17 protein-coding genes and 1 tRNA gene are annotated in these 14,009 nt (G+C 71.3%); 9 read left to right on the top strand and 9 right to left on the bottom strand.

Features of this window, described 5'->3' with window-relative positions:
* Positions 1 to 14 precede the first annotated feature (14 nt).
* Both AB0J42_RS01815 and AB0J42_RS01810 read left to right on the top strand, forming a co-directional pair.
* Positions 15 to 674 (top strand): hypothetical protein, encoded by a 660-nt coding sequence (locus AB0J42_RS01815; protein WP_364287362.1) that lies wholly within the window; start codon positions 15 to 17, stop codon positions 672 to 674.
* Positions 675 to 730: 56 nt separating this feature from the next.
* Complete coding sequence (locus AB0J42_RS01810) at positions 731 to 1,732, top strand: LacI family DNA-binding transcriptional regulator (protein ID WP_364287359.1); 1,002 nt, start codon at positions 731 to 733, stop codon at positions 1,730 to 1,732.
* On the opposite strand, the gene AB0J42_RS01805 is transcribed toward AB0J42_RS01810, so the two are convergent.
* Complete coding sequence (locus tag AB0J42_RS01805; RefSeq protein ID WP_364287356.1) at positions 1,713 to 2,093, bottom strand: phage holin family protein; 381 nt, start codon at positions 2,091 to 2,093, stop codon at positions 1,713 to 1,715. The two genes, AB0J42_RS01810 and AB0J42_RS01805, sit on opposite strands and share 20 nt — an antisense overlap.
* A gap of 108 nt (positions 2,094 to 2,201) precedes the next feature.
* Here AB0J42_RS01805 and AB0J42_RS01800 point away from each other — a divergent pair, with 108 nt between their 5' ends.
* Complete coding sequence (locus tag AB0J42_RS01800; RefSeq protein WP_364287353.1) at positions 2,202 to 2,477, top strand: hypothetical protein; 276 nt, start codon at positions 2,202 to 2,204, stop codon at positions 2,475 to 2,477.
* Here the strand turns inward: AB0J42_RS01800 and AB0J42_RS01795 are convergent.
* The gene (locus AB0J42_RS01795; RefSeq protein ID WP_364287350.1) at positions 2,474 to 3,250 is read right to left on the bottom strand and encodes an FAD:protein FMN transferase; all 777 of its coding nucleotides are present in this window, start codon (positions 3,248 to 3,250) and stop codon (positions 2,474 to 2,476) included. The genes AB0J42_RS01800 and AB0J42_RS01795 overlap by 4 nt on opposite strands.
* A gap of 80 nt (positions 3,251 to 3,330) precedes the next feature.
* Positions 3,331 to 3,837 carry a hypothetical protein gene (locus AB0J42_RS01790; RefSeq protein ID WP_364287347.1) on the bottom strand — a complete coding sequence of 169 codons (507 nt, stop codon included), beginning with the start codon at positions 3,835 to 3,837 and terminating at the stop codon, positions 3,331 to 3,333.
* 51 nt (positions 3,838 to 3,888) lie between these two features.
* Between AB0J42_RS01790 and AB0J42_RS01785 the strand changes: the two genes are divergently transcribed.
* The 4 genes from AB0J42_RS01785 (at position 3,889) to AB0J42_RS01770 (ending at position 7,472) form a co-directional block, all read left to right on the top strand.
* Positions 3,889 to 4,287 carry an OsmC family protein gene (locus AB0J42_RS01785; protein ID WP_364287344.1) on the top strand — a complete coding sequence of 133 codons (399 nt, stop codon included), beginning with the start codon at positions 3,889 to 3,891 and terminating at the stop codon, positions 4,285 to 4,287.
* Between the two features lie 333 nt (positions 4,288 to 4,620).
* On the top strand, positions 4,621 to 5,547 hold the full coding sequence (locus tag AB0J42_RS01780) for a nucleoside hydrolase (RefSeq protein WP_364287341.1): 927 nt from the start codon (positions 4,621 to 4,623) through the stop codon (positions 5,545 to 5,547).
* Between the two features lie 48 nt (positions 5,548 to 5,595).
* Positions 5,596 to 5,669: transfer RNA gene (locus tag AB0J42_RS01775), tRNA-Lys, on the top strand.
* Between the two features lie 141 nt (positions 5,670 to 5,810).
* Complete coding sequence (locus AB0J42_RS01770; RefSeq protein ID WP_364287338.1) at positions 5,811 to 7,472, top strand: catalase; 1,662 nt, start codon at positions 5,811 to 5,813, stop codon at positions 7,470 to 7,472.
* Here the strand turns inward: AB0J42_RS01770 and AB0J42_RS01765 are convergent, their stop codons facing one another.
* From AB0J42_RS01765 to AB0J42_RS01740, 6 genes are all read right to left on the bottom strand, one after another.
* Positions 7,473 to 8,321: a DUF4429 domain-containing protein gene (locus tag AB0J42_RS01765; protein WP_364287335.1), complete on the bottom strand. Its 849-nt coding sequence runs from the start codon at positions 8,319 to 8,321 to the stop codon at positions 7,473 to 7,475. It lies immediately after the preceding gene.
* A gap of 139 nt (positions 8,322 to 8,460) precedes the next feature.
* A complete protein-coding gene (locus AB0J42_RS01760; RefSeq protein WP_364287332.1) occupies positions 8,461 to 9,426 on the bottom strand; it encodes a sugar kinase in 966 nt (321 codons plus the stop codon).
* A gap of 40 nt (positions 9,427 to 9,466) precedes the next feature.
* A complete protein-coding gene (locus AB0J42_RS01755) occupies positions 9,467 to 10,450 on the bottom strand; it encodes a winged helix DNA-binding domain-containing protein (protein ID WP_364287329.1) in 984 nt (327 codons plus the stop codon).
* A 245-nt stretch (positions 10,451 to 10,695) separates the two neighbouring features.
* Positions 10,696 to 12,096 (bottom strand): serine/threonine-protein kinase, encoded by a 1,401-nt coding sequence (locus AB0J42_RS01750; protein ID WP_364287326.1) that lies wholly within the window; start codon positions 12,094 to 12,096, stop codon positions 10,696 to 10,698.
* A gap of 100 nt (positions 12,097 to 12,196) precedes the next feature.
* Positions 12,197 to 12,742 (bottom strand): GNAT family protein, encoded by a 546-nt coding sequence (locus AB0J42_RS01745; protein ID WP_364287323.1) that lies wholly within the window; start codon positions 12,740 to 12,742, stop codon positions 12,197 to 12,199.
* 12 nt (positions 12,743 to 12,754) lie between these two features.
* Positions 12,755 to 13,264: a shikimate kinase gene (locus tag AB0J42_RS01740; protein WP_364287320.1), complete on the bottom strand. Its 510-nt coding sequence runs from the start codon at positions 13,262 to 13,264 to the stop codon at positions 12,755 to 12,757.
* A gap of 37 nt (positions 13,265 to 13,301) precedes the next feature.
* Between AB0J42_RS01740 and AB0J42_RS01735 the strand changes: the two genes are divergently transcribed.
* Both AB0J42_RS01735 and AB0J42_RS01730 read left to right on the top strand, forming a co-directional pair.
* Positions 13,302 to 13,583 (top strand): DUF6458 family protein, encoded by a 282-nt coding sequence (locus tag AB0J42_RS01735; RefSeq protein ID WP_364287317.1) that lies wholly within the window; start codon positions 13,302 to 13,304, stop codon positions 13,581 to 13,583.
* Positions 13,584 to 13,597: 14 nt separating this feature from the next.
* A complete protein-coding gene (locus AB0J42_RS01730) occupies positions 13,598 to 13,984 on the top strand; it encodes a ChaB family protein (RefSeq protein WP_364287314.1) in 387 nt (128 codons plus the stop codon).
* Positions 13,985 to 14,009 lie beyond the last annotated feature (25 nt).

Below are 14,009 nucleotides of genomic sequence, written 5' to 3'. Positions count from 1 at the left end.
ACGAAGGGGCCGGGATGCTGACCGAGGTGCTCGAACGCGCCGCCGCCGAGCGCGGTGGCGTGCTGGGAGTGGAGCCGGGCCTGGTCATCGAGCCCGACCAGACCTGGACGGCCGTCGCCGATCTGGTACGTGAGCCGTACACGCAGCTGGGCGAGCTGGTCGACGAGACGGCGGCGCGCTGGAACGCGCCCCGCCACGTCGGCGCGGCGCTGTTCTGGAAGACCTACGGCTACTGGCACACGATGCCGATGGCGCTCGGCTGGGCGCTGGACGGGCGCGTGCCGATCATGAAGCTGGCCGACACCTACGTGAAGCGGTCGGAGGCGGGGGTGACGGTCGCGGCCACCCGCGTGAGCTGGACGCAGGGCGCGGACGCGATCGCCGGGGCGCTGGCCGAGTCGCAGCTTCCGCTGGTCGAGGCGCTCAGCTCGATGGCCAGGGTGGGCCCGCGGACGCTCTGGGGCTCGACGGCCGAGGCGTTCGCGCACCCGCTCACCTCGATCGTGCCCGGCGACTACATGGAGCTGCTCCGGCAGATCGGCCGGCCGGTGGACGGGCTGATCGAACCCGCCGGCGACGGCTACTTCCGCCTGACGTGCTGCCTGTGGCTGACGCTGCCGGACGTGGAGGCGTGCCCGAGCTGCTGCGTGCTGCGGCCGGGCGGCGGGGCGTGACCGTGGCGTGACCAGGTGGTCACCGGATTGTCGGCGGCCCCGTTTATGGTGGCGGCATGGCCCGCAAGCGAGCGACGATCCGTGAGGTGGCCCGGGTGACCGGCCTGTCCCAGGCCGCCGTCTCCTACGCGCTGCGCGGGGTGCAGGTCGCGCCCGAGACGGTCGAGCGGGTCCGGGCCGCCGCCGCCGAGCTGGGTTACGAGGCCGACCCGATCGCCCGGGCCCTGGCCAGCGGGCGCACTGGCATGATCGGGCTGCTCTGCGGCTCGCTGGAGGACTTCTGGCAGCAGTCGCTGGCCGTCGGCATCAGCCGGGGCCTGCGCGAGCACGGCCGCTACGCGCTCATCCTCGACGCCGTGGGCGACCCGGACCGCGAGCGCGACCTCGCGCTCCAGCTCCGCGACCAGCGCGTCGACGGCCTGATCGTGCAGCCGCTCGACCCCGCCGCCGCGTTCTGGCGTGAGCTGTGCGCGTCGCTGCCGGTGGTCGCGATCGGCGACTCGCTCCGCGGCACCGCCGCCGAGGTCGTCTTCGACAACCGGCGCGGCGTCACGCTCGCGCTGGAGCACCTGCGGGCGCTCGGCCACCGCCGCATCGGCGTGCTCACGCCCACCCGGCCGAGCACCCCCGACCGGCCCGCCGACGTGCACGTCATGGCCGAGGCCGCGCGGCTCGGCCTCGACGTCGAGATGGCCAGCGCCGAGCACGGCCCGGCCGCCGCCCACCGGGCCGCCCGCGACCTGCTGACCGGCGCCCGGCCCAGCGCCGTCTTCTGCTTCGCCGACTCGATCGCCTACGGCGTCTACGCCGCCGCCCGCGAGCTGGGGCTGTCGGTCCCGGACGAGGTCTCGGTGATGGGCTACGACGACCATCCGATGTCGGGGCTGCTGACCCCGGGGCTGGCCACCGTCGACTGGAACATCGGCAACATCGTCGGGGCCGCCGTCCGCCTCATGGCCGACGCGGCGGACGGGCGGGGTGAGCGCCGGCGCGTCGTCCAGCGCCCCACCCTCCGCGAGCGTGATTCGGTGGCGGACCTCAGTCGCCGTCGGGGATGAACAGGCCGAGCACCCAGCTGACCACGCTGATGATGATCGCGCCGAGGAAAGCGTCCGGCCAGAAGCTGGCCACATGGAAGTCGATGCTGAGCTGACCGGCCACCCAGCTCGTCAGCAGGAGCATGGCGGCGTTGATGACCAGGAGGAACAGTCCCAGGGTGAGCACGATCAGCGCGCATCCCAGGGCTTTCACGATGGGCTTGACGATGGCGTTGATGAGGCCGAAGATCAGCGCGACGATCAGGAGCGTGCCCCAGTAGGTCGCCGAGTTCTCCGGCGCCGTCACTTCGATGCCGTCGAGGAGCTGGACGGCCACCCAGAGGGCGACCGCGGCGGCGAGGGTTCTGATGATGAATCTCACGCTGCTTGATCCTCCCACCGAGTCCGCCGCACGGATAGGCCATCAGTCATTCCGGTGCGTTACCGCCCCGCTCCCCTGGGGCAGGGGGTGCCCCGGGGGAGGAGTGAGATGGACACCACCGGACTCGAAACGCTGTCGGACGCCGAACTACACGAACGCGCCGTGCGCTACGCGGTGCGCCACGGGGACCTCGGATTCCTCTGGAACCTGCTCAAGGTGATCCCCGCGGCCGAGGCCGCCACCGGTCACCACGGCGAGAGCACCGCCGACCTCAGCCACGTGTCCGCGCTGCTGAGCGACGCCATGATCGCGGGCGAGGGCGACCTGGGGGCGGCGCTCCGCCCGGTCTACCTGGAGTACCTGCGCGAGCACCCCGACGCCTAGCCGGCCAGCAGGGCGCCCGCGCCGCAGTGGGCGGCCAGGCCCGGGGTGCCGAACTCCTGGCCGTCACGGGCGACGATCAGGCTCTGGTACGCCCCCTCGGCGGCCAGGCTGACGGCGAACTGCCGGGCGAGGACCGGCCCCATCGCGTACATGGCGGTGGCGTAGGCGTCCGCCACGCCCAGGTCGGGGCCGAGCACGGTGACGGACGACATCGCCTGCTGCGGCTCGTCCGTACGAGGGTTGACGATCTTGGCGCGGCCGGAGGTCGCGACGGCGAGGTCGTGGGCGAACAGGACCCTGCGCACCGCGCCGGTCTGCGGGTCGCGGACGGCGATCCGCCAGGGCTCGCCCGGGGAGAGCGAGCCGCGCGCCCGGATGTCGCCGCCGGCGACGATGAGGTGGTCGATCGCGCCGGCCTGGGTCAGCGCGCGGGAGAGCCGCTCCAGCGCCCACCCTTTGATGTAGCCGGACGGGTCGACCCGGCCGCTCCTGCGGGCGTCGAACCAGCCGTCGGTGGCCTCGCTCATCTCGCCGCATCGGTGCAGCACCTCGATGAGCTCCGGCACCTGCCGCAGGGTCTGGCCGCGGTTGAGGCGGACGATCTGGCTGTCCTCGTTGTCGGGGTCGAACGTGTCCTCGACCCATCGCAGCCACCTGAACGCGTGGTCGAGCACGGGAGCCAGCTCCCGCGCGGGCAGCGCGGTGCGGATGTCGACGCTGACCTTCGAACCCATGAAGTCGCCGACACGGGCTGTTCCGGGGAAAGTCGTCACCTTCGCCTCCTTTTCCCCAGTAACACTGTCATAACATCCGTAATGTCAGGCTAAGGCTACGTCCTTACTTTGCCACCGCTTTACCGGTTCCTTGCCGTCCGCACATGGGAGCCGGGGACGGAGAGCCTGGTCAGCGCGCCGCGCACGTACTTCCGGAAGTGTTTCGGGCCGGCCAGAATCACCGCGCGCTCGGCGATGTCCGGCACCTGCCTGCTCAGGCCGGAGGCGCTCAGCCGTTCCTTGGTACGCGGATCGTGCTCCCTGCCGACCACCAGCACCAGGCCGTACCGGTCCTGCAGTTCGAGCAGTTCGGCGGTGACCTGCTCGGTGCGGTAGAGGGCCAGGGTGTCCGGCTCCTGGCGGGCCAGCAGCCGCCCCAGCGCGTCCGGCTCCAGCTCGGCGGCTACGAGCAAGGTGCCCTTCGTGCGGGGCCGGGGGCCGCGTACGACGAGCACCGCGGCCGTCGCGGGCACCGTGAGCGCCAGGCCCGTGACCGGAGTGGAGCAGCCGAACCGGTAGGCGGCCAGCGTCGCGGCGGCGCCCAGGAGAAAGAGCAGGAGTCCGAGGAATTTCCGCTCGATAGCCATGCTTGCACCCTGTAACTCGAAGATGAGAAACGGCTGAGTAGGGTCTGAAGCATGGCTAACGTTCGGGTAGAGCGGACCGAGGACGGCGGATTCGTGGCGACCAACGCCCGGGGCGCGCAGGTGCGGATGGGCGGCGCCGAGGAGGGCGTGTTCACCCCCGTGGAGCTGCTGCTGGCGGCGCTCGGCGGGTGTCACATCGTCACCGTCGAGCCGCTGACCGCCAAGCGCGGCCACCGGCTGGTGCGCCTGGCCATGGAGGTCTCCGGCAGCAAGGTCCAGCCTGACCTGCTGGGGCCCCTCACCGTCCGCTACGACGTCGAGCTTCCCTCGGAGGAGGCCGGCGAGGTGTTCCGGGCGGTGGCGCAGCGCGTCCACGAGAAGTACTGCACGGTGGGCCGAACGCTCGAAGAAGGCACAGAGGTCCGTTTGGAGATCCCTAGCCGCGATTAAACGGATATTCGACTGCGTTATGACGCGGTCGTTGCATAGGCGCCGGTAGCGTCGGAGACAGGACGGAAGCAGTGCGAAGGCACGGTGACCGGCCGACAGACCTACACCGAAAAGCAGACGGCGGAGGGGGACCGCTCGTCTGCGCGCGGGACCGCCGGGGCTTTTGGGGGAAAGCACCCGGCCTGGACCGCCACCGGATCGGGGTCGGGCAGATTTGGGGGAACTGCCCGGCCCCGATTCTTATGCGTAGACGGGGCCGAGCAGCCGTGCCGGCCCCGTTTCTCATGTCTGCGGTGGCATTGATCGCCTGAATCTTGCGTATCGTACGGATTCGTGACAAAGGTCCTCATCGACTGCGACCCCGGCATCGACGACGCCATGGCCCTCGCCCTCGCCGTCGGCGCCCCTAGCCTGGAGGTCGTCGCCATCACCACCGTGGGCGGCAACGCCGACCTGGCCGTGACCACGAGGAACGCGCTGGCGCTCCGCGAGTTCCTGGACCTGGGCGACGTCCCGATCGCCCCCGGCAGCCCCGGCGCCCTGCTCCACCCGGTGGTCCGCGCCGGGCACGTGCACGGCCCCACCGGCCTGGGCGACGCCGTGCTCCCCGAACCGGTCCGGGCCGCCTCCGACGGGCACGCCGTGGACCTCATCATCGACACCCTGCGTGCCGCCCCCGGCGAGGTCACGCTCATCGCGATCGGGCCGCTCACCAACGTCGCGCTGGCCGTACGGAAGGAGCCGCGCGTCGTGGCGTGGGCCCGCGACCTCGTCATCATGGGCGGCTCCTACACCCGCGGCAACCACAACCCGGCCGCCGAGTTCAACATGCTCGCCGACCCGGAGGCCGCCGCGATCGTCTTCGAGTCCGGCTGGACGGTGAAGATGCTCGGCCTCGACGTGACCCTCACCGCCGTCGTCACCGAGCAGGTGCTGGACCGCATGCGCCCGCTCGGCCGCCTCGCCGACGACCTGCTGATCCCCGCCGCCACCTGCTACGGCATGGTCACCGCCGACGGCGGGCCGGCCATCCATGACGCCTGCGCGGTGGCGTACGCGCTGGACCCGGGCCTGGTCACCATGACGCCGGCGGTGGTGCGGGTGGAGACCCGGGGCCAGTACACGCGGGGCATGACCGTGGTGGACTTCCGGGTGGGCGAAGAGGTTCCCAACGCGCTGGTGGGCACCCGCCTGGAGGTCGGCCGGTTCTGGGACACGCTGCTGGACGCGTACGGGAGGCTCGCGGAGCGGCTCGGCTGACATGGTGCGGGAAGGGTTTGGCGGCTGCTACAGTTATCCCTGTTGCGGGCGCCGCTAGCTCAGTTGGTCAGAGCAGCTGACTCTTAATCAGCGGGTCCGGGGTTCGAGTCCCTGGCGGCGTACAGCACAAAACCCCAGCTCAGTAGAGCTGGGGTTTTTTCATTCTCTCCCGGTTCTGCCCCCGAAGATGACTTTTTGCCCGTGACGTATCGCCCGTTGAGGGCATGGGGGGAAGAGGCTCATCGGAGGAGAGGAACGGTGACATGACAGACGTTTCCGGCCAGGGGTCCGGCGCCGGTGACCAGCGGCGGATCCTGACGAACCGCCAGGGACACCCCGTATACGACAACCAGAACCAGCGCACCGTCGGAGCCCGCGGCCCCGCCACGCTGGAGAACTACCAGTTCCTGGAGAAGATCAGCCACTTCGACCGGGAACGCATCCCCGAGCGGGTGGTGCACGCCCGCGGTGTGACCTCGTACGGCTTCTTCGAGGCGTACGGGAAGATCGGCGACGAGCCGATCAACCGCTACACCCGCGCCAAGCTGTTCCAGGAGCCGGGCAAGCGGACCGACGTGGCGGTGCGCTTCTCCACCGTCATCGGCGGGCGCGACTCCGCCGAGACGGCCCGCGACCCGCGCGGCTTCGCGGTCAAGTTCTACACCGAGGACGGCAACTGGGACCTGGTCGGCAACAACCTGGCCGTCTTCTTCATCAGGGACGCGATCAAGTTCCCCGACGTGATCCACGCGCTCAAGCCCGACCCGGTGACGTTCCGGCAGGAGCCGAACCGGATCTTCGACTTCATGTCGCAGACGCCCGAGTCGCTGCACATGCTGGTCAACCTGTTCAGCCCGCGCGGCATCCCGGCCGACTACCGGCACATGCAGGGCTTCGGCGTCAACACCTACAAGTGGACCAACCAGCAGGGCGAGACCGTGCTGGTCAAGTACCACTGGATGCCCAAGCAGGGCGTGCGCAGCATGACCGAGCTGGACGCCGCCGTCGTCCAGGCGCAGGACCTCGGGCACGCGACCAGGGACCTGCACGAGGCGATCGACCGGGGCGACTACCCCGAGTGGGAGCTGCTCGTGCAGATGATGAGCGACGACGAGCACCCCGAGCTGGACTTCGACCCGCTCGACGACACCAAGGTGTGGCCGGAGAACGAGTTCCCCGCCAGGCCGGTCGGGCGGCTGGTGCTCAACCGCAACGTCGACAACAACTTCGCCGAGAACGAGCAGATCTCGTTCGGCACCGGCGTGCTGGTCGACGGCCTGGACTTCTCCGACGACAAGATGCTCGTCGGCCGGACGTTCTCCTACAGCGACACCCAGCGCTACCGGGTCGGCCCGAACTACCTGCAGCTCCCGGTCAACCAGGCGAGGAACGCCGAGATCAACACCAACCAGCGCGACGGCCAGATGACGTACTTCGTCGACACGGCCGGCGAGTCGCCGCACATCAACTACGAGCCGTCGCTCCTGGACGGGCTGCGCGAGGCCGAGTACCCGACCGTGGACGAGGAAGGCCCGGTCATCGTCGGGCGGCTGACCCGCAAGCGCATCCCCAGGACCAACGACTACAAGCAGGCCGGGCAGCGCTACCTGCTGATGGAGGACTGGGAGCGCGACGACCTGGTGAACAACTTCGTCACCAACCTCAAGCAGTGCGACCGCCGCATCGCCGAGCGCATGGTCTGGCACTGCCTCATGGCCGAGGACGACTTCGGCCTGCGCGTCGGCGAGGGCCTGGGCATCACGCCGGACGACGTGAGGAACCTCAAGCCGCTCGCCACCCAGGACCTCACCAAGGAGGAGCAGGAGCGCCTGGCCAACCTCGGCAGGAACGGGCCGCGCGACGTGAACGGACTCAAGATGACGCACTGCGTGCCGAACGAGCGCGTCGCGCACGCCGAACGGTAGTCACCCCAGGCGGCGGAGCAGCGCCTGCTTCGCCGCACTGAACTCCTCGTCCGTCAGCACGCCCTGCCGATGCAGCTCGCCGAGCTCCGACAGCTGCCCGAGGATCGTCTGCGTCTCCGCGGCCGAGCTCGGCGGCGGCGGCAGCTCGGCCGCCCGGCGCGGGATGCGGGCCTGGACGGCCGCCGCGACCAGGCAGGTCGTCCCGCCGAACCGCTGCACGCCCCACGACACGCAGCGCGGGTCCTTCTGCGGCGGCCGGAGCGGGCCCTCGCCCTTGGGGTGGAAGCGCAGCACGCCGTAGCCCATGCCGCTCTGCGGCTTCCACTCCACGCTCGCCAGGTCGGTCACCGCCCACTCCTGCGGGCCCGCCTCCTCCTTGGCCGACGACGCGAACGCCGTCCACTCGATGCGGACGGTCTCGCCGTCGAAGCTCACCGTGCCGTCGCCCGCGGTCGTCGTGATCGGCACCTCCGGGCCCGGCAGCAGGAACTCCTCGAACGGCCCCGTCGCGGTCTGCCACACCGTGAGGCTGTCGCGGATCTCGTCGGCGAAGTACTCGGCCGCGCCCACGCGGTCCTTCGGGATCTGCAGCCGGTACGGGTCGGCGGGCGCGGTGAGCGACCCCGCCACCGCCTCGGTCAGCGGGTCGGCCCCCTTCCGCAGCCGCAGCCGCAGATGGCCGCCCTTGCGCGCGGGCTCGAACGTGACGCCCGCGATCGCCTCCAGCGGGATGACCAGCTCGCCGAGCACCTTGCGGACCTCGTGCACGTCACGCCCGCTGCCGGGCACCACCCGCAGGACCTCGCCGTCGAACGTCCACACCCCGTCGGCTAGCGCGATCTCGGCCATGTCACCACCCTAGGACAGTCGGCTACGCCCTTGATATTGAGCTTTGGTAGGGGAAAGGGGCTTTGGCGTTTTGGCAGGGGGCTCCGTGGGCTTCGCGGCTTTCGTGCGAGAGAGAGGCTTCTGTACGAGCGAGCGGCCGTCATCGGCTGACCCCGTCGGCGGTGCTGTCGAGGAGGGCCAGGTCGCCACGGCGGGGCAGGCTCTCCCAATCGCCCTGGGAAGTGACCGCGAACGCCCCCGCCGCGCAGGCGGTACGCAGCCGCCGGTCGGGGTCGGCACCCTCCAGCCAGTCCGCCAGCCACCCGGCGGCGAACGCGTCACCCGCCCCCACCGGGTCCACCTCGGTCACCCGGTAGGCCGGGGCCCGGCGCGCTTCGCCGTCGGACAGCTCGACCGCGCCCTCGGAACCCAGCTTGACCAGCACGTGCCGGGGCCCCAGCGCCGCCACCGCCTTCGCCGCCGCCACCGGATCGTCCCCGCCGTCCGCGGTGATCAGCCCGGCCTCCGCGACCGTGGCGAACACCACGTCCACCAGCCCTGCCATTTCCCGCAGCCAGGCGCCCGCCTCGGCCGGGCTCCACAGCGCCTTGCGGTAGTTGACGTCCAGCGAGACCGGCACCCCCGCGTCCCGCGCCTCCTCCACGGCGTGCCGGACGGCCGCGCGGGCGGACTCCGACAGGGCCGGGGTGATCGCGGAGACGTGCAGCACCCGCGCGCCCCTGATCAGCCCGGGGTCCAGGTCCTCGGGCCGGATGCGAGAACCGGCGCTGCCGCTGCGGTAGTAGCGCACGTCGATGTGGTCGGCCGTCCGCCTGCCCTTGATCATCAGCCCGGTGGGCGCCCCCGGATCGGGGATCGCGCGGACGTCCACCCCCTCCCCCAGGAGGGCCGAACGGATCAGGTCGCCGAACTCGTCCGCGCCCACCCGCCCGATCCAGCAGGCCGTGCGGCCCAGCCGGGTCACCCCGATCGCCACGTTCGACTCGGCGCCGCCGAACCCCAGGTCGAAGTCGCGGGCGAAGCGCAACGGGCCGGTACGGCGGGCCGCGAACAGGGCCATCGTCTCGCCGAAGGTCACCAGGTCTGTCGAATTGAGTGCGGACACGGCTGAGAACCTATGCGGCGTTCGTTCGTACACCAAAACGTCAGGCCCTGGAAGGGCCGTCGAGCACCGAGACCGCGTGCTCGTCACCGGGGGCGAGGAACTCCAGCAGCCGCCCGCCCTCCTCGCCCACCGCGTCCAGATCCGCGATCGGCCCCCACCGGTGCAGGTTCAGCGTGCTGACGCCGCCGGCCCTGGTGACCGTCCAGTCTCCCGCCGGGAAGCCGTCGACCAGGATGATGCGGGGCTGCACATTGGCGCGCATGAACCCCTTCATCAGGGTCTCCGCCTTCTCGCCCAGCACCCGGGAGCGGTCGGCGTGCGACAGGAACACGTTGTCGAAGTCGTACATGAGCCTCACCGGGGCCGGGACGTCGGGGGAGGGGCGGTCCAGCTCCGGCAGGTCGTAGAGGGTGCGCCCGCGCTCGTCCCGGTACCGCCGCAGATCCATCGGCTCCACCACCTCGCCCAGCCGGGTCAGCCCGGACCAGGTCTGCACGTCCATCACCGTGGCGGGGCCGAACGCGGCCAGGTAGCGGCGCACCAGCCAGCGCACCACCTGGCTCAGGGCGTGCGCGTCGTTGCCCGGCCATCTCGCGGCCAGCTCCCGGCCCAGATCCGAGAACGTCATCGGCGCCCGCTCCACCAGCGCCCTGCCCGCCTCCGCCAGCTCGCCCAGGTCCACCCCGCGCAGCTTCCGCACGAACGTGGACCTGGTCATCCGCTCCGTCACCGGCTGCAGCAGCGGCCGCATCGCCAGCGCGTCGCGGCCCGTGACCAGGTGGATGGTGGAGCGCTGCAGCGCGATCCGGACCAGGACACGCTGCTCCAGCAGCGCCGAGGCCGTCTCCGGGCGGAATCCGGCGATCCGGTCCCACAGGCCGGTGTACCAGGTGTGCGGGGTCTGCGCCTGCAGCCCGCCGACGTGCTCGACCACGTCGGGCACCGGCAGGTTCACGCGGTCCAGCAGGAACTGGCGGCCGAGTGTGGCCCGGTTGAGCGCCCTGGGGGAGAGAACGGGATCCATGCGCTCACGCTAGGAACCATCGCGGCCGGTTCCGGGCCGCGATTCCGCACGGGCTCAGCGTCGGCTCGGAACTGGTGGACGGCCTCGGCACCGCATTCGGGTGAATGGCCTCGGAACCGTTCGGGTGATCGGCCTCGGGACCCCGCTCGGTGATCGGCCATGGAACATCTTGGGTGGGCGCGGCCTCGGACCCCCATTCGGGTTAACGGCCTAGGAACCCCATCAGGTGAACGGCTCGGTGTGCTTCAGCGGCGGGTCGGGGGAGGGTCGGGGGCGAGGATGGGGGCGACCCGGGAGGTGGTCTCGCCGAGCCACTGCATGGTGCGGCGGGTGTCCCTGGCGACGGTGACCACGCTGATGGCCAGCGCGAAGGCGGCGACCAGCGCCACCGCGGGCAACCGGCGCCGTCTGGCCCTGGGCTGTGGCAGGCAGGCCCGTGCCCAGGAGCGGGTCTCCTCGCGCGGCCGGTCGAGCCAGCCTCGCAGGCGCGGCCAGGCGTGGAAGAGCGCGGCGGTGGCGGGTGCGAGCCGGTCGCCGGTGACGGCCACGAGCGTGCCGACCTCGGTCCGTACGGGCGGTACGGCCACGCTGGGCCGGACGAGCAGCCCGGTCTCCAGCAGCCTGGCCAGTACCGCCTCGTCCTCATGCACCCCCGTGAGTGAGCCGCCCTGCCGGTCGTGCCCGTCTTGAGGAAGGCTCGCGGAGAAGTGAGCGGGAAGGCCCGCGGAAGGCTGAGGGCGAGGGTTCGCGGGAGGGTTCGCGGCAGGTTGAGCAGGGCTCGTGGAAGAGCGAGGGGGAGGGCTCGCGGAAGAGTTCTGGCCGGGGGCCAGGTCGATCAGGAGGTCTCTGAGGCGGTGCTGCTCGGCGGGGGTCAGGGAGGTGTACAGGTCCTCCGCCACCTCGCCGAGGGTGGGTGGTCCCGGCAGGGCGGGAACCTGGGCGTCGGTCGGGAGGAGCAGGGCGGCGGCCGAGGGGCGGGCGGCGGGGTCTTTGGAGAGGGCGCTGGCGACGAGGTCGCGCAGGGGCGGCGGGAGCACCGTGAGGTCGGGGTCGCAGGAGAGGAGCCGGTGCATGACCTCGCCCAGGGAGTCGCCCCGGAACGGGTCCTCGCCGGTGGCGGCGAAGAGCACCAGCCCGCCCCAGGCGAACACGTCGCCGGGCGCGTCGGCCTGCCGCCCGGTGACGGCTTCGGGGGCGAGGTAGGTACGGGTCGCGCCGATCGAGCCGGAGCCGCCGGGACAGATCACTTTGGGGCCGCCGTCGGCCAGGAGCACTTTGCCGGGCCGCAGGTCGCCGTGGACGAGCCCGGCCGCGTGCAGGCAGGCGAGCGCCGAGGCCACCGCCGTGGCCAGCGCGATCAGCTCTTCGCCCGCGTACGGGCCGCGCCGGGCGAGGGCCTCCCGCAGGGACGGCCCGGCGGCGAACTCGCTCACCACGTAGCCGGGCCGGACTTCGAGCACGCCGGCCAGGTGCGGGTGGGTGACGGGCCGGAGCCGGGGGGCCGGGCCGCGCGGGACTCTGACCGCGAACCGGCGCCCTTTGTCGTCGTAGGCGTCGTAGACCACGCCGTGCCGGCCAGCGCCGAGCCGGCCCGCCAGCCAGTAGCCGCCGAGCCTCTCGGGATCACCTGGGACCGAGCGCATCATCAGAAGGTTTAGACGCACCCTGCCGCCCATTGGTTGCGCAGGCCCCCCGGAAACACCACAGGCCCCCCGCGCGCCTCGGGGAGCCCGTGGGTAATGATCATTATGTCAGGGTTTCGGATCTTGCCTGCCAGTGGGGCCGGAGCACCGACATGACCACGGCGTCGTGCCACTCGCCGTCCCAGCGCAGCGCGTCGCGGAGCCGGCCCTCCTCGACGAAGCCGAGTTTCTTGTAGACGTGGCGGGCGCGCTCGTTGTACGCGTACACCTCCAGGCTCACCCGGTGCAGCGGTGTGGTGCGGAAGGCGTGGCCGAGGGTCAGCTCGATCGCCTCGGAGCCGTAGCCCTTGCCGGGCACGCGGAGCGCGATGCGCAGGTTGCACGACAGGTTGGCCGGGTCGAGGTCGTTGAGCACCACCTCGCCGACGTACTCGCCGCCGGCCTCGATGGCCAGGTCGAGCCGGTCGGACTGGTCGGCCCGGGTGGCGCACCAGCGGCGGCACGCCTCGGGCTCGAAGGCGGCGTGCGAGCCGGTGAGCCGCCGCACTTCGGGGTCGGAGACCAGCGCGAGCAGGCCGTCGGCGTGCTCGGGCCCGACCGGCCGCAGCGTCACCCGCCGGCCGGTCAGGGTGGGCTTGTCGGAGAACACCGCCTCTGGTTATCAGCCCTGGTCGGCCGGGGGCAAGCCGAAATCGCGCAGCACCGCCGCCCGCACCTGCTCGGGCGTGAGCACGCCGACGTCGTACCGGAGGTCGGCGAGCTCGCGGAAGTGCGGCTCCCGCTGGGCCCGCATGACCGCCGGCGGGAAGTCGGGCCGGTGGGAGGCGGAGCGCATCCGTTCGGCGAGCACCGCGTCGTCCGCGTCCAGCCAGATCACCAGCGCTCCGCGCATGGCCTCGCGCGCCCGCGGGCTGTCGACCGTGCTGGCCGCGGCGGCGACCACCTCGGGCTCCCCGGCGAGCGCCTCGATCACGTGATCGGCCTCCCGCTCGTGCAGCACATCGACCCCTTCGCGGGCCGCGATCTCGGCGGCGCTGGCTCCGTACTTCTTCCGGAGATAGGGGTCGCTGTCGCTTAACGGCATTCCGAGGGCTTCGGCGATGAGGCGTCCGGACGTCGTTTTACCGCTGCCCATCAGCCCTATTACCACGATTGGTTTGTTTTTCTTCATGGGGATAGAGGTTCCTCTTGTCAAGGAGGTAAACCATATGACCATCGCCGGAAGCATCATCCTCATCATGCTCGGCGCGATCCTCACGTGGGCCGTCGAATTCGACCTCGCGGGGGTCGATATCAATGTCGTCGGCGTCATCGTCATGCTCGGCGGACTGGCCGGGCTGCTGTTCGCCCTTTACCGCATTCAGGTCACGCGGCGGGCGGTCGGCCCCGTGGAGGAGCCCGTCCACCGGCACGAGATCTACGAGGAGCCCGAGGCTCGCAGGACGACCGTGTACGAGGAGCGTCGTCACTACGACGAGCCGCCGCTCTAGGAGGTGAGCCGGACATGCCGGCCAGAGAGGAACTGCCGTCCACCATCCGCCGTTCTCCCAAGAAGGCCCAGGACACGTGGTCGAAGGCGCACGATTCGGCCGTCGAGACGTACGGGGAGGGCAGGCGTGCCCACATGACGGCCTTCGCCGCGCTGAAGCACTCCTTCGAGAAGGTGGGCGACCACTGGGAGCCGAAGGCGGAGAAGGGCCCGTCGGACAAGGGCGCGACGGACCGTTCGGGCCGTACGGCCGAGGGCGTGGACGCCAACGCCAGCAAGGAGCACCTGCGGCAGGTGGCCGCCGACCTGGATATCAGCGGCCGTTCGAAGATGAACAAGCAGGAGCTGGTGGACGCCATCAAGAAGGCCAACAGGAAGGCGACCGCCAAGGCGCGCCGCTGACCCCGGGACGGGCGGGTCCGGCCCC

The organism is Nonomuraea sp. NPDC049649 (assembly GCF_040675175.1).
Lineage (GTDB): Bacteria > Actinomycetota > Actinomycetes > Streptosporangiales > Streptosporangiaceae > Nonomuraea.
The sequence above is the reverse complement of the archived record's forward strand: the minus strand, read 5'-3'. Positions and strand labels throughout refer to the sequence as shown.